This is a genomic window from Acinetobacter sp. V91_7, from assembly GCF_031799075.1.
Classification (GTDB): domain Bacteria; phylum Pseudomonadota; class Gammaproteobacteria; order Pseudomonadales; family Moraxellaceae; genus Acinetobacter; species Acinetobacter calcoaceticus.
The window spans coordinates 1-18194 of sequence record NZ_JAVQNT010000001.1; the positions used below are offsets into that span (position 1 = coordinate 1).

Sequence of the window (18194 nt, forward strand, 5' to 3'; positions counted from 1 at the left end):
TTGCAAGGGGTATTTCAGCCTTTTTCTTTTGAGTGCCGCTTTTTTCTACTATTTTACGAAAAAAGTGATATATATGCCTTTTTTTTAGGCATTTCAGTCAACATTAGATGAGATATTAAACTTTTTTTACTTTATCAACTTCATGTAGAATAGATTATTCGTGCAATAGTTTGGCATTAACTCACCATGTGGCAGTTCGCTAAGAAAGTATTTGTTTGCATACTTGTAGTGTTTGCTACGAGTGGGCCTTGTTATGCCAATTCAAAACATAACTTTTATGTGCTTACTTTATCTATTCTAAGCTACAGTAAATGGGAAAATGTAAATACTCCTACTCTTTGTGTTATTGATAATCCCTCTATTACATCTACCTTTCAATCTTATATCCAGCAAATGTCTTATAATTATCGTGTTCAAACTGTAAACGCGAAAGATTTTGCACGGTCACATTGTCAGGCTGTTTATTTCTCTACTACTTCGCCACAGCAACAACAAAGCCTTATTCAGAATTATCCTTATCGTTCTTTACTTTCTTTAAGCATCAATAATTCAGACTGTGAAATAGGAAGTATCTTTTGTTTATATAATCAAAATAATTACACTACCTTTAAAGTTAACTTAGATGCGTTAAGTCACTCCAAAGTTCATATTGATCCGAGAGTATTACTCTTGGCTAAGAATGCGGAGTAAGGATTATGATATCTAAGTTGTATCAGTCCACTTCATTGCATGCTTTATTTAGAAAGTCTCAATTTACGATTTTTGCAATTACGTTCTTTATTTGTTCTTTTACCTTTGTATCGATTTCTGTTTTTACAATGGAAACCTATGCCAAGCAAAATTTACAATTGCTCAGCCATACCCTGCTCGAACGTATTCAACCAGCAGTTGTATTTAATGACAAAATTACGATAGAGCAAATTTTGAATGAATATACGAATGATCATTCAATCCGTACTATTCATATTTATGATTCAGAACATCATTTAATTGCACAAAGTTTTAAATTATCAAGTCAGACTTCAATTTTAGAGGGTTGGTTTGATCATTGGTTTTTAAATGAACCCGTTCATCTTACAATTTATCATCACGAACAAAATGTAGGTGAATTAACCCTGTTTGGTAGTTCAGAAAAAATATTGCAGTTCCTAAAAATGATTATGGTAGGGCTCGCAATTGCGATGTTGTTTATTGTTTGCGCTTTGTGGTGGTCAGTAAATCTAACTTATCGCCAAATTATGCAGGCTATTTATCCACTTACCAATATTGCTCAAATTGTAAGTGAGCAAAAAGCTTATAATCTTCGGTTCCCTTATAATCGAATTAAAGAATTTCAAGATTTAAATACTGTTTTTAATGAGTTACTTGAAGAAATTCAGATATGGGACAATCAATTACAAAAAGAAAATCGTAAATTGTCATTTCAGGCTCATCACGATCAGCTCACCTTATTACCTAATAGACATTATTTTTATCAAATTCTTTTAGATATGTTTGAAGATAAGGGATTTGATAATAAGTCTGCTTTATTATTTATAGATAACAATAACTTCAAAGCGATTAATGACCAGTTTGGACATTTGGCTGGTGATGAAGTTTTAAAAGAAATGGCGAATCGTTTGCAAACCCGTTTACGTCATCAAGATTTTATTGCGCGTTTAGGTGGCGACGAATTTGCTGTCATTTTGCATTCCATTAGTCATGCTGATCATTTAATATCTATTGCTGAAAATTTACTCGAAAGCTGTAAAGAACCTTTACATCTGAATGGTCAAACCATTTACTTCAGTTTTAGTGTAGGTATTGCTTTATCACAATTTGCATCTAGCCCCGAAGATTTCATTATGCAAGCAGATCAGGCAATGTATAAGGCTAAAAATTCGGATGAACGCTGGTTTATCTATAAACCTGAAAATTAAATTTAGGCTAATCTATGAATACAAGATCTTTAAAACTCTCCTTTATTGCATTGCTATGCATTACTCTTGCAGGGTGCCTGAGTTTTGGGCCATTAAAATATCGTCAGGTAAAATTGCTCAAAAAAGAAGGTTTTGTGCTTACAAATGAAGGATGGACTTTAGGTTTACCAGAACGTTTATTGTTTGACTTTAATAATGCAGAGTTAAAACAGAGCCATGAAGCTGAGTTAGTGCGTCTAGCATCTCAATTGAATAAATATGATCTGAATAAATTGAAAATTGTTGGTCATACTGATGATGTTGGCGATGCTGCTTATAATCAAAAGCTGTCAGAAGAGCGCGCACAAAGTGTGGCAAACCTTTTCTTAGCTCGCGGGTTTAAGCAAGAAAATATCTATGTGATTGGTCGCGGTTCAACGCAGCCCTATGTTCCAAATACAACCAATGAAAATCGTGCGATTAACCGACGTGTTGCTATTGTTGTTATTCCATAATTTTCAATTTATAAAAAAGCCAATCCTCTGTGATTGGCTTTTTTATTTTAAACTAATTCAATAATATCAATTGTTGGCGGTACTCTAAAACGTAAAGGGATTCCAACCATTCCTGTGCCAACTGTCACAAAAACATCGGCATGTTCGTGAGAGTAAAATCCACGTTTATGACCTAAAATTGACACTTTTTTCATAATATAGGTGGTAAGCCATGGAAGCTCAACCTGCCCTCCATGTGTATGCCCAGATAACATTAATGGTCGATTCGGCAATTTAGGCACCATGTCTACCGTATCGGGATTATGAGAAAGAATTAACCAAGGCTTGTCTTGTGGTAAATCTGGCATCGCACGCATGTCGGTTTTTCCAGCCCAGAGATCACCAATACCAATCAAACGGAATTCTTCAAAATCAACTATTTTGCCTTCAATATCGACAACTTCATTATAGAACAAGGCATCTTTTAATAATTGTTGGATAGGTGGTCCTGGATATTGCTCATCATGGTTTCCAGGAACGGAGTAAACAGGTGCCTGAATTTCTTTTAAAACACTCAATTCTTGAATTAGTCTATTTTCCGGCTCATATGTCCAGTCACCTGCCACAACCACTAAATCAGGTTGCTGTTCATTTAATTTTTTAACTATTATTTTTAGCTGGCGCTCATGCCCTGAAAATAAACCAATATGTAAATCAGCAATTAACGCTACTTTTACAGGTTTATTAAAACTTCGATCTGGATTTAACCGATATTGATGTGTATCGACACGTACTAGATGAGGTTCAATAAATCGGGCATAAATTAAAACGCCACTTAAGAAAAAGATGAAAATACCTTGATGAATTGAATAGTAACCAGTCCAAGCAGCGTATAAGTTAAAAAACCAGAGAGGAATAAGTAGATAAGAAAGATAGAATGCGAGTAAATGGACAAAAGCTTTAAATGGATGAATAGTCTCGGTCCGAGATTGGTGAATCCAAGCTTCAGAAATCCCCCATAAAGCAAGTATTGAAAATATAAAGTAAAAACAAAAAATAATTGAATTTGGATTCCACATTACGACTCTCGACTTATCTTATATTGATTGCTAGTAATCAAATTCAATATTTATCTTTCAATATGCACGAATTATACTCTAGCTCACGTTATCGTATGTACTGATTATGGCACAATCCATTCATTCCAAACAGCTTCAAACGAATCAACAAGCTAAAGGCTTTTTGATAAAAGCCTCTATAGTCCTATGTTCTAGTTTTGCTGTGGGTTTGACAGGATGTAGTACTCTGCCAAAACATGGTGTTGAACCAGTACAATATGCAAAAGATATTGATACTTCTGAGACCTCACTTGCCAAACTGATTACTCCCTTACGTCAGCAAAACCCAAAACTAACGGGTTTTCACGTATTAAATGATCCGTTGGAGGCTCTAGCAGCCCGCCTAAGATTAATTGATAAAGCCGAAAAGACATTAGATTTACAATATTATATTTGGGACAATGACAAAGTTGGTGCTTTAGCGTTACACGCGATTATTCGGGCAGCTGATCGCGGGGTAAAAGTCCGACTTCTTATTGATGACAATAATGCAAAAAAAATAGAAGGGATTTTGCTTGCCCTTTCTCAGCATAAAAATATTGAAGTTAAGCTTTTTAACCCATACCGTTTTCGTAAATATCGCGCGATGGATATGGTTCTTGATTTAAAACGTATCAATCGTCGTATGCATAATAAAAGTTTTATTGCCGACAATGAGGTTGCTCTTATTGGCGGACGAAACATGACAAATCAATATTACAATGTAAGTGATAGTTATCAATTCTCTGATGTCGATGTAATGTTAGTTGGTGCTGCTGTTGATGATATTGTGAATTCGTTTGATGACTACTGGAATCATGAATATGCATATTCAGTTCAAAGTATCGTAAGTCCAGAGCAACATCGTCTACGTTATGAAGGATTAAAAGAGCAACTCGAAGCTCACTACCAACAGGCGACAGTTCAAAACTTTCTAAACTTAACCGCAAAATCACATGCATTTGATGAATGGTTAAATCGCAATATTCAATTCGACTGGGTCAAAGCCGAAGTCGTAAAAGACTCGCCTGATAAAATCAAATCAAAGGCTAAAAAAGAAGAACACCTTAATTTCCAGTTAATTAACCATCTGGAAAAACCGGAAAGTAATGTTGATTTAATTTCAGCTTATTTTATTCCTGAAAAACAAGGTGCTAAGATTTTAAGTACTCTTGCTAAAGAAGGCGTTGAAGTCCGAGTTTTAACTAACTCGTTTAAAGCGAATGACGTTGCTGTCGTTCATGCCTTTTATGGAAAGTACCGTAAAGAACTTCTTAAAAACGGCGTACAACTTTATGAGTTTTTACCGACACCAGATAAAAGAGATTTAAATAAAAATACAGATGAACTTGCCACTAAAGCGAAAGTGAATATGAAAGGATTAAGCCGTTCAAGTTTGCATACAAAACTTATGGCATTAGATGAGCAGGTTTTTATTGGTTCATTTAATTTTGATCCACGCTCAGCTTATTTGAATACTGAAATTGGCGTAATTTTGGATAGTCCATCATTGGCTAAGACCATTCACCACACGATGGATGAAAATTTAAACAAATTTGCTTATAAGCTAAAGCTCGACGCTAATAATCATATTTATTGGCAGCAAGAGACTTCACATGGTCCCTTAATTTATAAACAAGAACCCGAGATGAAATGGTGGCAAAAGGCAGGCATAAAGTTTCTTTCATGGCTGCCAATCGAAGGATTCATGTAATTAATTTTTTGGCTTAAGTACTTTTTGATGTAGTTGAGCCAATCCTTCTACCATTTTTTCTTGAACTTCATTCGTTAAACTTTTCACATCATGCCCTTCCACTGAAATTGGTGGCAAAGTTAACAAATGAGCTGTTACTTTCGGCATTTCAAGTACGCGTTGAATATGTTCGGCAAATGACATCTCACCAATGAATGGAGCAACTGTATCTAATTGTCCATAACGGTTTACATAACAAATTAAACATACCTGTACTGGACGTTGAGCCTCAATAGCAGCCCCGAGTAAACGGCCATGTACTTTCTTAACAGAATGCCCATCGGTGGTAGTCGCTTCAGGGAAAAATAGTACAGGAATATTTTGTTTTAAAAATTCGGTAATTTGCTCACGGATTCTAACGGAGTCCCCAGACCCACGCTTAATAAATAAAGTTCCACCACCTTTAGCTAAATTCCCGAAAATAGGCCAATTTTCAATTTCAGCTTTAGCAAGGAAGAAAACTCGAGCACCTGAACCTAAAACAGCAACATCTAGCCAGGAAATATGATTACTTACCCAAAGAGCAGGTTCTCGAGGAATTGTTCCATGTACTTCTACATCTAAGTTAAAAACCTGACATAAACGGCGGCAAAAATATTGAACATAGCGTGTATTGACCGGATTATTAGGATCTTTATAAAGGCCATGTCGATAAACTAAATAAAAACCTTCACTAATTGCAGCCGTGGCAGAAGTGACTTTTTTTCCGTATAAACCTATTTTTGATAATTTCTTTAACGTTGAATTAACTATACTTTGCGTTTGAGCCATAAAATTTCACTAACGATCAATCATTGTTATACCCATTTCGAGCATTCTATACGTTTCAGAATAAACTTGCATTGATGATAGAGAACGGGAAATAAAATAAATTCAAACATCTCTAACTACATTTAACTAATCTAAAGGATAAGAACAAACGCTTTCCCCTTTTGCTTAAGTTTCATCTAGAATAAAGTTTTCCCATTTTCAGGATTTATAGCCACGTGGAATATGTTGATCGGCATCAAGGCGGTGAACGCACAATTTTAGTGAGTGTTTCTGTACAATTATTAGATGATCTGGATGCCGAAGAGTTTGCTCTACTTGCACAGTCTGCTGGTGCAGATATCCTTGAACATATTAAGGTTCAGCGAAATAAACCCAATCCTAAGTTTTTTATTGGCTCAGGAAAAGTCGAAGAAATTGCAGAGCGAGTTCAGGAACTAGAAGCAAGTCTGGTAATTTTTGATCATGCTTTGTCACCCGCTCAAGAACGAAATTTAGAAAGAATATTAAAATGCCGAGTCATTGACCGTACTGGCTTAATTCTAGATATTTTTGCGTTACGTGCTCGTACGCATGAAGGTAAATTACAAGTCGAACTTGCTCAGCTTAAACATTTATCTACGCGTCTTATTCGCGGTTGGTCAGCAGACTTTGAACAACAAAAAGGTGGTATTGGCTTACGTGGTCCTGGTGAAACACAACTGGAAACAGACCGTCGCCTCATTCGTGTACGTATTGCCCAATTAAAAGATAAATTAGAAAAAGTACATCAAACCCGTATACAAGGGCGTGCTGCAAGACAAAAGGCAGCCATTCCAACTGTATCGCTAGTTGGTTATACCAATGCGGGCAAATCAACTCTATTTAATATTTTAGCGAAAAGTGATGTCTACGCAGCTGATCAACTATTTGCAACACTCGATCCAACCCTACGCCGTTTAGACTGGGATGGTATCGGTACTGTTGTGTTAGCAGATACAGTAGGTTTTGTACGAAACTTACAGCATGATTTGGTTGAATCATTTAAAGCAACACTTGAAGAAACACTAGAAGCGACCCTTTTACTGCATGTTATTGATAGTAGTAGCCATGACATGCTTGACCAAATTGAAGCGGTTGAAAGCGTATTAAAGGACATTGGTGCTGATGCTCCCGTACTTCGGGTGTACAACAAAATTGACTTAAGTGGTGAAGAAGCCAAAATCATTTATGCCGAGCCACATGTACCAGATCGAGTTTATGTTTCGGCTCATGCTGGCCTTGGGCTAGACTTACTTCAACAAGCAGTGCAAGAATGTTTAATGGGTCAAATTCAACATTTTTCACTGATTCTTAAACCTGCTTATGGCAAATTGCGCACCCAACTTTATGCTTTAAATGTGATTCAGTCTGAACACTATGATGATGCGGGCTTATTGCATATTGATGTACGCATTGCCCCACATAAGTTAGAAAAGCTTATTCGCCAAGCAAAACTGCCCTTAGAGGAAATCTTGGGAGAACGTGCTAGTCAATTTAGCCGTCCCTTGGAGGAGTTTGAAATCAAGGGTCAGATCAGTTAAAACTTGATAAGTAAACTTTTAGAGATAAAAAATATGGATAAGATCAAAAGTATAGACTGGACAGCATGGGTAGCAACTTTACTACTCATTATTGGTTTTCGTGAAGGCTCTGTCATCGTCATGCGTGCTTTTGGTCATCCAGAATTGGGGAATCTCGTTGGCTTAATCAGCTTACTCACTATTTTGATTATCTGGAGAAAGTTCAAAAAAATCCCTCTCCGGATAGTCGATACGAATAATAAAATTATGAAAGAAAGTGGATTTGCCTTTTTACCCGTTTGTGCTGGCTCTTTAATTATGTTGGTGCATATGGGTAAAGAAATTCCACTATTCCTTTTTGTTTTAGTAGTCAGCACCCTTATACCTTTGTGGGTCTATGCAAAAATGGCAAAACGTTGGTTATAAGGAGAATAAAATGTTTACGATTTTTTACGGTTTTTTAATCACATTAATTGGTTATCTCTGTGCAAAACCTTTAAACCGACGTTTTCCGCAAGTTCCACTTTTAGTTTTCGGCATGTTCATTGTCATTGCCTTACTTTCAGTTTTACAAGTCCCTTATGAACAATATCGTCTTTATGTGAATGAGTTATTTAGCCATTTATTGGGGTATGTGACTGTAGCCTTAGCAATTCCTTTAGCTGCAATGCGTTACGATGACCTTCCAATTAAATCGGTTATTGGGATTTTATGTTTTGCAAGTATAAGCGCCGTTGCCCTACCTATGGGCCTCGCTTATTTGTTACATATGTCGGAACCCACTATTATTGCATTTGCAACACGTGCGGTAACCACCCCAATCGCTCTGAATATCGCAACGTTATTGCATGCTCCTGAAACGCTGGTGACCCTTATTGTTATTTTATCTGGGGTTATTGGAGCGGCTTTTTCACCATTTTTACTCAAGCATATTCATGATGAAAGAGCATCAGGCTTAGCCTTAGGTTTAGCTGCGCATGCCATAGGAACAGCTCAGGCTTGGCAACGCGGTCCAGTTGCGGGTCGCTACGCTGCATTTGGTATGGCTTTGAATGGCGTATTTACTGCGATTTGGCTACCTACATTAATGTTGTCACTCGGAACACCATAATTAATAAGCCTATTAAATAAACATTGAACGGTATATAAATTCACAATAAGATGACCTTTCAATGTTAAAAGGATTTTTAATGATGGGGAAAATTTTTATTGGAGCTTTGCTCTTATTAGGGATCAATACTGCTACATTTGCAGCAGACATTACAGGTCTTTGGCAAACAATTGATGATAAGACTGGTGCACCCAAAGCACAGGTAGAAATACGAAAAGAAGCCAATGGGACATATGCTGGAAAGATCGTTAAAGTTACACCACGACCTGGTTATACGCCTAAAGAGATTTGTGATAACTGCCCTGCGCCCTATACCAATAAACCCATTTTAGGTTTGGATATTGCAACTGGCTTAAAAAAGACAGATGAGCTTAATTATACAGGCGGGAAAATTCTAGATCCGAATACGGGCAAAGTTTATGGGCTTAAAGCAAAACTTAGCGCAACTGGTAAACGTCTTCATATGCGTGGATATCTAGGAATTTCTGCTTTGGGACGTAACCAAATTTGGTTACGCGTAGAATAAAAGTTAAAAATAAAAAAGCCGCTTATGCGGCTTTTTTATTTTCACTCGGGTACAACCCTCGTCTTGCGCTCATGAAAAGCATTGCTTTTCCTATATTCGCTCAGGATTATCGACAGCAAAGATTTCTTTATCTTCAAGGCGATAAGCCATTAATTTTCGTCCCCAAACACAGCCGCCATCAATATTCTGGATTTGCTCATTGATGCTTCTACCTTCTAGGGCAGCCCAATGACCAAAAATAATCTGATGAGTCTGAGCAGCTTTACTTGGAAATTCGAACCAAGGTAAATAGCCTTCTGGCATTGGCGCATCCAGAGCATCTTTAAAACTGAACTCTAAAGCTCCTTCTGCGTTGGTTAAACGCATGCGAGTCAAATAATTGGTAATACAACGTAAACGTGCTGAACCAATTAAATTGTCTTCCCACAAATCGGGTTTTGAACCATACATTTCTGCTAAAAAAGCATCCAATACAGATAAATCTTCATGTGAGAGTACTGCTTCAACCTCTTTTGCTAGCGTTGCAGTTTTTTGTGCATCCCAAATGCAAGGTATGCCCGCATGAGTAAGAATTGTGTGCTCGTTTGGGAATAAGCATAAAGGTTGTTTACGCAACCAGTCGATTAATTCATCGCCATCAATTGCATCAATAACATCCTGTGTGCGATCTTTTTCTTTAATCTCTTTTAAACCACGTGCACACGCAATTAAAGTGAGGTCATGGTTTCCGAGCACAGTTTCAGCAGCGCCGCGGTCAGCAAGTTTTTTAACAAAACGTAAAGCCCCCACTGAGTTTTCGCCACGAGCGACTAAATCACCTGCAAACCATAAAAAATCTTGGTCTGGATCAAAACGTATTTCTTTAAGTAAGGCTTTCAGAGCTTCAAAACACCCTTGTACATCGCCAATCACATAATTAAAACGTTTAGTCATTTATCCCACCATTTGATCGGCTAAAGCAACAAATTGAGTCAGTGTTAAAGTTTCAGGACGAGCCATCGGATCAACGCCTGCTTTTTCAAAGCCATCTTCAGCGATCATACCTTTAAGACTATTTCTTAGGGTTTTACGACGTTGGGTAAATACATGACCAACCAACCGAGCTAAAGCTTTTTCATCTTTTGCAATAATTGGCTTTTGTTCATAGGGAACAAGGCGGAAAACAGCACTCGTTACTTTAGGTGGTGGGTTAAATGCGCCAGCTGGCACTTCAAATAAAAACGTTGGTTGGCAATAATACTGAATCATTACCGACAAGCGACCATATTCTTTTGTGTTTGGCTCAGCCGTAATACGGTCAACCACCTCTTTTTGGAGCATAAAGTGCATATCTTTAACTTTACTGCCAAATTCCAAGAGATGAAAAAGTAATGGGGTTGAAATGTTATAAGGTAAATTACCAACCACACGCAATGGTCGACCATCTTTTACCAGTTCGTTAAAATCATATTTTAATGCATCAGCTTCTATAATCGTTAAACGTTCAGGATGTGGAACGCGTTCTGGTAAGCCTGCTGCTAAATCACGATCTAGCTCAACAACTGTTAAGGCATCACATTCCCCAATTAAAGGAGATGTTAATGCGGCCAAACCAGGTCCAATTTCGACAACATTTTCACCCGCACGCGGATTCACCGAGCGCACGATTTTGGCAATGACTCGCTGATCATGTAAGAAGTTTTGACCAAAACGTTTACGAGCTTTATGCCCTTCATCTTTCGGGTTTAGGGCATTAATTTGATACATAGAACATTTCCAACATGAAAAATTTAGCTCGCTGCCAAAGATAAAGCTAAATCGACAGCGACATTTAAACTTGAGCTTTTTGCCAAACCGGTCCCGGCCAAAGACAATGCCGTGCCATGATCGACCGAAGTTCGGATGAATGGCAAACCCAATGTAATATTGATGGCCTCACCAAACCCTTGTGATTTTAACACAGGTAGACCTTGATCATGGTACATAGCAAGTACAGCATCAGCATTTTTAAGATGCTCAGGGGTAAACAAGGTGTCCGCAGGCAAGCTTAGACTCATTTTAATCCCTTGCTTCCGATAACTTTCAAGTACAGGATTAATGGTCTCAATCTCTTCGCGTCCCAAATACCCATCTTCACCCGCGTGAGGATTTAATCCGCAAACAAGTACGCGCGGATCCATAATCTTAAATTTAGTTCTTAAATCATGTAATAAAATATCAATGACCTGATGCAAACGCTCTTTGGTAATTGCATCTGCAACATCTCTTAAGGGCAAATGTGTAGTAGCCAAAGCAACACGTAAGGTCTTAGTCGCAAGCATCATAACGACACGCTCTACACCTGCAAATTCTTGGTAGTATTCAGTGTGCCCACTAAACAAAATACCTGCATCGTTAATGACCGACTTTTGCACAGGAGCAGTGGCTACACCCACACTTTTACCAGACATTGCATAATCAGCTGAACGGCGTAATTGTTCTAATACATAAGCAGCATTAGCTGAGTTTAATTGCCCATCAACAACCGCCGTTTCTAAAGGTACATGCTCTATATAAAGTTCACCTGAAGACGACGATTCAGCTTGTCCCGTATATTCTAGAAATTGAATATCTATCCCGAGTTTCTGGGCACGTTGTTCTAATAGATTCCGGTCACCCAAAATAACAAGTGGGCGTTCATCAACTCGCTTAGCCAAGCTCAAGCAAATATCTGGACCAATACCAGCCGGCTCACCGGAAGTGACATATAAAGGATGACTCATACTCAACTCAATTTATATATTATGGATTCGATGATTAAGACTAAATCTAGCCTCTAACCAACCAAAACAATGAGCAATTTCAGATACGATTATGGCTATCAAACTCAATAATCCCACGATCATTAACCATTTGCCCAAAAGCCAATTGATTCGCACAAAATTTTCTTGCGCAATAAAGCAAAATCCTATTCCACCCAATAGATATAATATGTAAGGTAACGGCGTAGCATGCATATAAAGACTGATCAAAGCCACACCAACCAACCCACTAAAACCATAATAAAGACAAAATCCATTAAGAAGAATAAGATGCAAGCAAACTAATATTGCCATCCACCCCATAAAAAATTGTATGATTTTGGACACGTCCCCCCCCCCTTTATTCAGGTCAGTATCAACATAGCACATCAAAAAATGTAGTTTTTCATTTTAAATTAAATCCCTCAATTAAAAATATAAACCACTTATTGATCAAGGAAACTTACATCAAATTATTCTTGTGATTTTAGGTAATCTCGTTTAGAATTTCGGCTCCTTTTGTTTGGACAGATTCCATAGTCCAAACCAACTATAATAGGTAGTGGTTTAATGAAAACTCTCAGCGCTAAGCCAGCTGAAGTTCAACATGACTGGTATGTTGTTGATGCTTCTGGCAAAACTTTAGGTCGCCTTGCGACTGAAATCGCTCGTCGTTTACGCGGTAAGCACAAAACTTCTTATACTCCTCACGTTGACACTGGCGATTACATCGTTGTGATTAATGCTGAACAAGTTCAAGTGACTGGTAAAAAAGCACTTGATAAGAAATATTATCGCCATACTGGTTTCCCTGGTGGTATCCGTGAGACTAACTTCGAGAAGTTAATTGCTCACAAGCCTGAAGCTGTTCTTGAAAAAGCAGTTAAAGGCATGTTACCAAAAGGTCCTCTTGGTTATGCAATGATCAAAAAAATGAAAGTGTACGCTGGTACTGAGCATCCGCATGCTGCTCAACAGCCACAAGTTTTGGACATCTAAGGGATACAGCACATGGCTACTAATTATGGTACAGGTCGCCGTAAGACCGCAACTGCACGTGTTTTCTTGTCAGCTGGTACAGGCAAACTCGTTATTAACAACCGTACTTTAGAGCAATATTTCGGTCGTGAAACTGCTCGTATGGTTGTTCGTCAACCTTTAGAACTTTTAGAAGTTACTGAAAAGTTTGACCTTTACATCACTGTTAAAGGTGGTGGTATTGGTGGTCAAGCTGGCGCGATCCGTCACGGTATTACTCGTGCGCTTATCGCTGCTGACGAAACTTTAAAACCTGTTCTTCGTCAAGCTGGTTTCGTTACTCGTGATGCTCGTGAAGTTGAACGTAAGAAACTTGGTTTACGTAAAGCTCGTAAACGTCCTCAATTCTCTAAACGTTAATTCGTTTATCGAGTTGGACAAAAAGCCTTGGATTTTTCCAAGGCTTTTTTATTATGAAAATAGAACAATAAAATGCAAACTTATAAATATAAACAAACTATCTCGTTAGAACCGTGATTTCCTAGAGCATTTTTAGTATCCTAATCGATTCACTCAACCACGTCGTCTTGTGATATGTCGGTCGAAAACACCTCTATTCAGGGGATTACCCTTTACAGTCATGCTGATGATTTCCGTTCTCACTGGATTCGTTTCTTATTAGCAGAAAAGCAAATCAAATATCAATTGATCGTAACTGACCATGAAGACGAAGATTTAGCAAGCTTAAATCCTTATAACCAATTGCCGATGTTGGTCGAGCAAAACCTTAAATTATTTTCAGCGCCTATTATTGCTGAATATTTAGATGATCGTTATCGCCAAGGTAAGCTTTACGCAGATGCGCCAATGATGCGTGCAGAGCAGCGTCAATATATATGGAGACTTGAAAACGACTGGTTCAAATTAGCAGATCAGATGTTAAAGCATGCTGATTCTTTAAATGTCGAACAAAAGCAAAAAGCTCAAAAAGAATTACGTGAAACTTTAATTTCACTTACTCCCCTATTTCAGCATTTCCCCTATTTTATGTCTGAAAATTTCACAATCTTGGACTGTATGCTTGCCCCTATTTTCTTAAGGCTAAACAGCATGGGAATCGATTTACCGAGACAGCACTGCCGACCGATACTTTTGTATTGTAAACGTATCTTTGAGAGGCCTTCTTTTGCTAAATCAATGACGGCTCAAGAGAAAAACCGTTACAATGAACTATTAAATATGGAATAGTGTGATATGTCTGAGCAACCTATTGATTTAACCCCTACACGTCCTTATCTTGCTCGTGCAATCTATGAATGGATTTGTGATAACCAGCTTACTCCTTATCTATTAGTGGATGCGACACAGCCACATACAGATGTTCCACAGCAATTTGTTAAAGATGGGCAGATCGTTTTAAATATCGTACCTCATGCTGTCCATCAACTTCTTATTGCTAATGAAGCCATTACTTTTTCTGCCCGTTTCGGGGGGGCATCGAAAGACATTTATGTACCTATTCAAGCAGTTTTAGGTATTTATGCACGTGAGAATGGGCAAGGTTTATTCTTTGATCCTGAAGAATATGCCAATGTAGCGCCTGTAGAAAATATAGCAGAGCCAGAAGTACAAGAAGCTGACACAACATCGACCAAGAAAAAACCAACGTTAAGAATTTTAGATTAAATTTAGAGGAAGAAAGCATGGCATTTGATTTAGTCCAATACTTTGCTGAGCAGATAAAAATTCAAAAGCCTCAGCTTTTAAATCAATATCCAGTTAATGAAAAAAATAAACTGATTGATGAGGTGAATATTCTTACGCTTGGAAAACTGATTAGTTTATGGCGCCAAGATGACAATAAGATTTATCATGAAGTAAAATCGGCAGATCCACTTTATATTCAGGAAGTTGCTCGCCATTTAACAACTTCTAAGCATAACCAGTCAACTTTAAAAAATTCAGAATTAGAACAGAGTATTTCTGAAATTTTAACTTTGCAATTGGCAGAACTTAACCAGCTCGATGAAACTGGTGGTTTTGGGCATAATGGCCTAAAAGAATTAATTTTAGGCCAAATAGAACATTTATCAGGTCAGGCAGAAGATTGGGTTTGGTCAACAAACCACCTAAATGAATTAATTGGTTCTAAACCTGTGGAACAAGAAGAGCTATCATTGGATACAACAATGAAGGAGTTCAACCAAATGGTTCACCAAGCCCAACCTCATCATGATGACATGCATATTGAAGAACAAGCTGCCGAGATTTCTGTACCAACATGGTCAAAAATTATTGCCCCTGTTGTTGCTTTAGCAATTTTGGGCTACCTCTATTGTATTTATACTCAGCTTGTCTAATTTTGTTTTTTATAATTAAAGGGAACGTATGTTCCCTTTTTTTGATTTAAATAATCATCTTCTATAAATCAATAAATAGTAGTTAACGGTAACGAAAATTACTCTTCTCTTAAGTTTGAATAGTAAATAACATTTGCCGTTTTTTTACTTGTTGCCCTTGCTGTCCTAAAATATCTTCGACTACACCATCGACATCAGATCTAATCTGTTGCTGGATCTTCATAGCTTCAAGTACCAGTAAGGTTTGCCCTTTCACGACTTGATCGCCTTTATTGACCAAGATATTAATCACAGCACCATCCATAGGCGCACGAATTTTACCATCTCCCGTAACATCAGCCGTTTCTGGAGCAGCGTAAGTCACATTGCGAATCGCAACATTGCCATTGTCTCGATCTAAATAAAGCTGATCACCGTCTAAAACATATTGAACACGGCGGCGTATACCATCAACAAAATACGTTAGCTGCTCGTCTGTCTTTTCAATGACTTCAATACAAACAGTTTGATCACAGAGCTGTACCGTGAATGTGTTATTTACAGATGAAAGCTGTAACTGGATTTGCTGATCGTCATATTTTATTTTTAAGGGTAATGGAACACCAAGTCCAGTTTGCCACACCGCAGTACCTTTACTTTGGCTAAATAATGCCGCGGCAATAGCCAAGGTTTCTAAAGATAAAACCTGAGAGTGTAAGCTGTCGTCATCTTGAAAATGCTGTTGAATGAATGCGGTATTCGTATCACCAGCGACAACGATCGGATGACGTAATAAATTAACCAAGAACTGTTTATTGCTGTTCACGCCCAACAAAACACAATCATCTACAACACGAGCCAGCAGACGAATCGCATCCTCTCGAGTTTTACCGTATGCAATCACTTTAGCCACCATCGGGTCGTAGAAAGGGCTAACTTCATCTGTTGCTAACATGCCATGATCAATTCGTACATTTGGCAAAATTGTGGGCTTCCAACGTAGAACTTGACCTGTTTGCGGCAAAAAATCTTGACGTGGATCTTCAGCATATAAACGGACTTCAATTGCATGGCCCTTGATAGACAATTCATGTTGTTGCAATGGTAAATGCTCGCCATTGGCGACACGCAATTGCCATTCGACCAAATCTAATCCTGTAATAAGTTCAGTGACCGGATGCTCAACCTGCAAGCGTGTATTCATTTCTAAAAAGTAAAATGCACCAGATGCATCAAGCAAAAACTCAACAGTTCCCGCGCCTACGTAAGCACATGCTTTGGCAGCAGCAACAGCGGCCTCTCCCATTTGCTGACGCAGTTCGGGTGTCATGACTGGGCAAGGTGCTTCTTCTACAACCTTTTGGTGACGGCGTTGAATCGAACAATCGCGCTCGAACAAATATACATAATTGCCATGCGTATCACCAAAAACTTGAATTTCAACATGGCGCGGCGCAATCACTGCTTTTTCTAAAATAAGCTCACCTGAACCAAATGCATTTTCAGCTTCTGAACGTGCAGTTTGTAAAGCCTCTACAAGCTGGGATGACTGCTGAACCAAACGCATACCACGACCACCACCGCCAGCAGAAGCTTTCACCATTAGCGGATAACCAATTTGCTCTGCTTGTGTAGCCAAATATTCAAGGTCTTGACGATCTCCCTCGTAGCCCGGCACACAAGGTACACCCGCTTCAATCATGGCAATTTTTGAAAGTCGTTTACTTCCCATCAACTCAATTGCCGAAGCTGTTGGACCGATAAAAGTAATTTGATTGTCGATACAGGCCTGAGCAAAATCGGTATTTTCTGACAAAAAGCCATAACCTGGGTGTACAGCATCCGCGCCTGTTTTTTTGCAAGCTTCTATAATTTTGGTAATTGAAAGATAAGATTCAGATACTTTAGAAGCTCCAATATAAACTGCTTCATCAGCTTCTTGCACATGGCGAGCATTACGGTCTGCATCGGAATAGACCGCCACAGTTTGATAACCCATTGCCTTTGCTGTCTGCATCACCCGAACTGCTATTTCACCACGATTGGCAACCAGTACTTTTGAAAATTTCATTGTTTTTATCCTTATCTTTTATTGCTCATCGGCCCAATTCGGCAACCGTTTTTGAATAAAAGCCATCGTTCCCTCTTGCCCTTCAACACCACCAACCGCTTGAGCAAATTGTTGTGCAGCATCATCAAGCAAATGATTCAATGGTTCATTGAGTGTTCGATGTAATAGTGCTTTCGTCACACGTGAAGCTTGTGGTGCAGCGCGTTTAATTTGCTGAATAGTTTCCTGTAATTCCTGCTCTAGCTCTAATTCATTATGAGCAATCTGATGGACTACTCCGACACTGAGCGCCGTAGGTCCTTCAAAACGCATCCCCAACAAAGCAAGTCGTCTAGCCTGAGTTAGACCAATACGCTTCACTACAAAAGGAGCAATCTGCGCAGGAATTATTCCTAGCCCAGTTTCAGGCAATCCAAACTGGGCATTGTCACGGCTAATCGCAACATCGGAAACACATACCAGACCAAAACCTCCGCCTAGAACAGCCCCTTCTAAAATCACCACAACCGTCTGTGGGGCGGTTTCAACTTGTTCAAGCATGGCACCAAAACGGCGGTTAAAATCAGCATAAGGTTGTAGGCTACCGATATTGCTCGCTTCAACTCTCAAAGCTGCCATATCTTTAATATCACCACCTGCGCAAAAAGTTCCTCCTTCACCACGGATGATGACCGCACGAATCGAAAGATCATCTTGAATAGCAGCAAAGACCTGTTGAATCGCATTAACCATATTCAAATTCATGGCATTACGGCTCTCTGGTCGGTTTAACCAGAGGTATAAAATACTACCGTCCTGTTCTAATTGAATGCTGTCATCAATATCTAAAGCTTGTAGAGATTTGGAAAGTGTCATGGCT

General features: G+C 38.6%; 20 protein-coding genes. 13 read left to right on the top strand and 7 right to left on the bottom strand.

The genetic code is table 11. From position 1 onward, the window contains the following. Positions 1 to 186 precede the first annotated feature (186 nt). Genes RMB03_RS00005 through RMB03_RS00015 form a run of 3 tightly spaced genes read left to right on the top strand, consistent with a single transcriptional unit; the run spans position 187 to position 2413 of the window. Positions 187 to 690, top strand: a complete 504-nt coding sequence (locus RMB03_RS00005; protein WP_003656067.1) for a YfiR family protein — start codon at positions 187 to 189, stop codon at positions 688 to 690. Between the two features lie 5 nt (positions 691 to 695). Beyond that, entirely contained in the window at positions 696 to 1919 is a 1224-nt protein-coding gene (locus RMB03_RS00010; RefSeq protein ID WP_005043367.1) for a diguanylate cyclase domain-containing protein, read from the top strand. A gap of 14 nt (positions 1920 to 1933) precedes the next feature. Then, positions 1934 to 2413, top strand: a complete 480-nt coding sequence (locus tag RMB03_RS00015; RefSeq protein WP_004638723.1) for an OmpA family protein — start codon at positions 1934 to 1936, stop codon at positions 2411 to 2413. 47 nt (positions 2414 to 2460) lie between these two features. Here RMB03_RS00015 and RMB03_RS00020 read toward each other — a convergent pair whose 3' ends face one another. Next, positions 2461 to 3471: a metallophosphoesterase gene (locus RMB03_RS00020; RefSeq protein WP_311072927.1), complete on the bottom strand. Its 1011-nt coding sequence runs from the start codon at positions 3469 to 3471 to the stop codon at positions 2461 to 2463. A 106-nt stretch (positions 3472 to 3577) separates the two neighbouring features. Between RMB03_RS00020 and RMB03_RS00025 the strand changes: the two genes are divergently transcribed. Beyond that, complete coding sequence (locus RMB03_RS00025; RefSeq protein WP_311072928.1) at positions 3578 to 5203, top strand: phospholipase D family protein; 1626 nt, start codon at positions 3578 to 3580, stop codon at positions 5201 to 5203. Here RMB03_RS00025 and RMB03_RS00030 read toward each other — a convergent pair whose 3' ends face one another. After that, positions 5204 to 6013, bottom strand: coding sequence for a 1-acyl-sn-glycerol-3-phosphate acyltransferase (locus RMB03_RS00030; protein WP_005043363.1), 810 nt, complete (start codon positions 6011 to 6013; stop codon positions 5204 to 5206). A gap of 215 nt (positions 6014 to 6228) precedes the next feature. Between RMB03_RS00030 and hflX the strand changes: the two genes are divergently transcribed. The 4 genes from hflX to RMB03_RS00050 all read left to right on the top strand — a co-directional run bounded on the left by hflX (position 6229) and on the right by RMB03_RS00050 (position 9188). Then, positions 6229 to 7572 carry a ribosome rescue GTPase HflX gene (gene hflX / locus RMB03_RS00035; RefSeq protein ID WP_311072932.1) on the top strand — a complete coding sequence of 448 codons (1344 nt, stop codon included), beginning with the start codon at positions 6229 to 6231 and terminating at the stop codon, positions 7570 to 7572. Positions 7573 to 7605: 33 nt separating this feature from the next. Continuing rightward, positions 7606 to 7977 carry a hypothetical protein gene (locus RMB03_RS00040; RefSeq protein ID WP_004638713.1) on the top strand — a complete coding sequence of 124 codons (372 nt, stop codon included), beginning with the start codon at positions 7606 to 7608 and terminating at the stop codon, positions 7975 to 7977. A gap of 10 nt (positions 7978 to 7987) precedes the next feature. Then, a complete protein-coding gene (locus RMB03_RS00045; RefSeq protein ID WP_311072935.1) occupies positions 7988 to 8662 on the top strand; it encodes an LrgB family protein in 675 nt (224 codons plus the stop codon). A gap of 82 nt (positions 8663 to 8744) precedes the next feature. After that, on the top strand, positions 8745 to 9188 hold the full coding sequence (locus tag RMB03_RS00050) for a DUF2147 domain-containing protein (RefSeq protein ID WP_035364711.1): 444 nt from the start codon (positions 8745 to 8747) through the stop codon (positions 9186 to 9188). A gap of 90 nt (positions 9189 to 9278) precedes the next feature. On the opposite strand, the gene RMB03_RS00055 is transcribed toward RMB03_RS00050, so the two are convergent. Genes RMB03_RS00055 through pdxA form a run of 3 tightly spaced genes read right to left on the bottom strand, consistent with a single transcriptional unit; the run spans position 9279 to position 11929 of the window. Further along, a complete protein-coding gene (locus RMB03_RS00055) occupies positions 9279 to 10121 on the bottom strand; it encodes a symmetrical bis(5'-nucleosyl)-tetraphosphatase (RefSeq protein ID WP_311072937.1) in 843 nt (280 codons plus the stop codon). After that, a complete protein-coding gene (rsmA, locus tag RMB03_RS00060) occupies positions 10122 to 10934 on the bottom strand; it encodes a 16S rRNA (adenine(1518)-N(6)/adenine(1519)-N(6))-dimethyltransferase RsmA (RefSeq protein WP_017391499.1) in 813 nt (270 codons plus the stop codon). A gap of 23 nt (positions 10935 to 10957) precedes the next feature. Further along, a complete protein-coding gene (pdxA, locus tag RMB03_RS00065; RefSeq protein ID WP_311072942.1) occupies positions 10958 to 11929 on the bottom strand; it encodes a 4-hydroxythreonine-4-phosphate dehydrogenase PdxA in 972 nt (323 codons plus the stop codon). Positions 11930 to 12517: 588 nt separating this feature from the next. On the opposite strand from pdxA, the gene rplM reads away from it, so the two are divergent. The 5 genes from rplM to RMB03_RS00090 all read left to right on the top strand — a co-directional run bounded on the left by rplM (position 12518) and on the right by RMB03_RS00090 (position 15285). Continuing rightward, entirely contained in the window at positions 12518 to 12946 is a 429-nt protein-coding gene (gene rplM / locus RMB03_RS00070; protein WP_003656097.1) for a 50S ribosomal protein L13, read from the top strand. Between the two features lie 12 nt (positions 12947 to 12958). Continuing rightward, complete coding sequence (gene rpsI, locus RMB03_RS00075) at positions 12959 to 13345, top strand: 30S ribosomal protein S9 (RefSeq protein WP_002048725.1); 387 nt, start codon at positions 12959 to 12961, stop codon at positions 13343 to 13345. 174 nt (positions 13346 to 13519) lie between these two features. After that, positions 13520 to 14173 (top strand): glutathione S-transferase N-terminal domain-containing protein, encoded by a 654-nt coding sequence (locus RMB03_RS00080; protein WP_311072945.1) that lies wholly within the window; start codon positions 13520 to 13522, stop codon positions 14171 to 14173. A gap of 6 nt (positions 14174 to 14179) precedes the next feature. Then, positions 14180 to 14611 carry a ClpXP protease specificity-enhancing factor gene (locus RMB03_RS00085; protein WP_311072947.1) on the top strand — a complete coding sequence of 144 codons (432 nt, stop codon included), beginning with the start codon at positions 14180 to 14182 and terminating at the stop codon, positions 14609 to 14611. Between the two features lie 17 nt (positions 14612 to 14628). Further along, positions 14629 to 15285, top strand: a complete 657-nt coding sequence (locus RMB03_RS00090) for a hypothetical protein (RefSeq protein ID WP_311072948.1) — start codon at positions 14629 to 14631, stop codon at positions 15283 to 15285. Positions 15286 to 15394: 109 nt separating this feature from the next. Here RMB03_RS00090 and RMB03_RS00095 read toward each other — a convergent pair whose 3' ends face one another. Together RMB03_RS00095 and RMB03_RS00100 are read right to left on the bottom strand one after the other, a co-directional pair. After that, positions 15395 to 17335, bottom strand: a complete 1941-nt coding sequence (locus RMB03_RS00095) for an acetyl/propionyl/methylcrotonyl-CoA carboxylase subunit alpha (protein ID WP_311072950.1) — start codon at positions 17333 to 17335, stop codon at positions 15395 to 15397. 18 nt (positions 17336 to 17353) lie between these two features. Further along, positions 17354 to 18190 (bottom strand): enoyl-CoA hydratase-related protein, encoded by an 837-nt coding sequence (locus RMB03_RS00100; protein ID WP_311072952.1) that lies wholly within the window; start codon positions 18188 to 18190, stop codon positions 17354 to 17356. Between the last annotated feature and the right edge of the window lie 4 nt (positions 18191 to 18194).

Coding starts and splice junctions, on each gene's coding strand:
- RMB03_RS00090 (WP_311072948.1), top strand. CDS start 14,629: ATGGCATTTGATTTAGTCCAATACTTTGCTGAGCAGATAAAAATTCAA.
- RMB03_RS00020 (WP_311072927.1), bottom strand. CDS start 3,471: ATGTGGAATCCAAATTCAATTATTTTTTGTTTTTACTTTATATTTTCA.
- RMB03_RS00080 (WP_311072945.1), top strand. CDS start 13,520: ATGTCGGTCGAAAACACCTCTATTCAGGGGATTACCCTTTACAGTCAT.
- RMB03_RS00015 (WP_004638723.1), top strand. CDS start 1,934: ATGAATACAAGATCTTTAAAACTCTCCTTTATTGCATTGCTATGCATT.
- RMB03_RS00005 (WP_003656067.1), top strand. CDS start 187: ATGTGGCAGTTCGCTAAGAAAGTATTTGTTTGCATACTTGTAGTGTTT.
- RMB03_RS00085 (WP_311072947.1), top strand. CDS start 14,180: ATGTCTGAGCAACCTATTGATTTAACCCCTACACGTCCTTATCTTGCT.
- RMB03_RS00100 (WP_311072952.1), bottom strand. CDS start 18,190: ATGACACTTTCCAAATCTCTACAAGCTTTAGATATTGATGACAGCATT.
- RMB03_RS00095 (WP_311072950.1), bottom strand. CDS start 17,335: ATGAAATTTTCAAAAGTACTGGTTGCCAATCGTGGTGAAATAGCAGTT.
- RMB03_RS00040 (WP_004638713.1), top strand. CDS start 7,606: ATGGATAAGATCAAAAGTATAGACTGGACAGCATGGGTAGCAACTTTA.
- RMB03_RS00045 (WP_311072935.1), top strand. CDS start 7,988: ATGTTTACGATTTTTTACGGTTTTTTAATCACATTAATTGGTTATCTC.
- rsmA (WP_017391499.1), bottom strand. CDS start 10,934: ATGTATCAAATTAATGCCCTAAACCCGAAAGATGAAGGGCATAAAGCT.
- RMB03_RS00050 (WP_035364711.1), top strand. CDS start 8,745: ATGGGGAAAATTTTTATTGGAGCTTTGCTCTTATTAGGGATCAATACT.
- RMB03_RS00010 (WP_005043367.1), top strand. CDS start 696: ATGATATCTAAGTTGTATCAGTCCACTTCATTGCATGCTTTATTTAGA.
- RMB03_RS00055 (WP_311072937.1), bottom strand. CDS start 10,121: ATGACTAAACGTTTTAATTATGTGATTGGCGATGTACAAGGGTGTTTT.
- RMB03_RS00030 (WP_005043363.1), bottom strand. CDS start 6,013: ATGGCTCAAACGCAAAGTATAGTTAATTCAACGTTAAAGAAATTATCA.
- RMB03_RS00025 (WP_311072928.1), top strand. CDS start 3,578: ATGGCACAATCCATTCATTCCAAACAGCTTCAAACGAATCAACAAGCT.
- pdxA (WP_311072942.1), bottom strand. CDS start 11,929: ATGAGTCATCCTTTATATGTCACTTCCGGTGAGCCGGCTGGTATTGGT.
- rplM (WP_003656097.1), top strand. CDS start 12,518: ATGAAAACTCTCAGCGCTAAGCCAGCTGAAGTTCAACATGACTGGTAT.
- rpsI (WP_002048725.1), top strand. CDS start 12,959: ATGGCTACTAATTATGGTACAGGTCGCCGTAAGACCGCAACTGCACGT.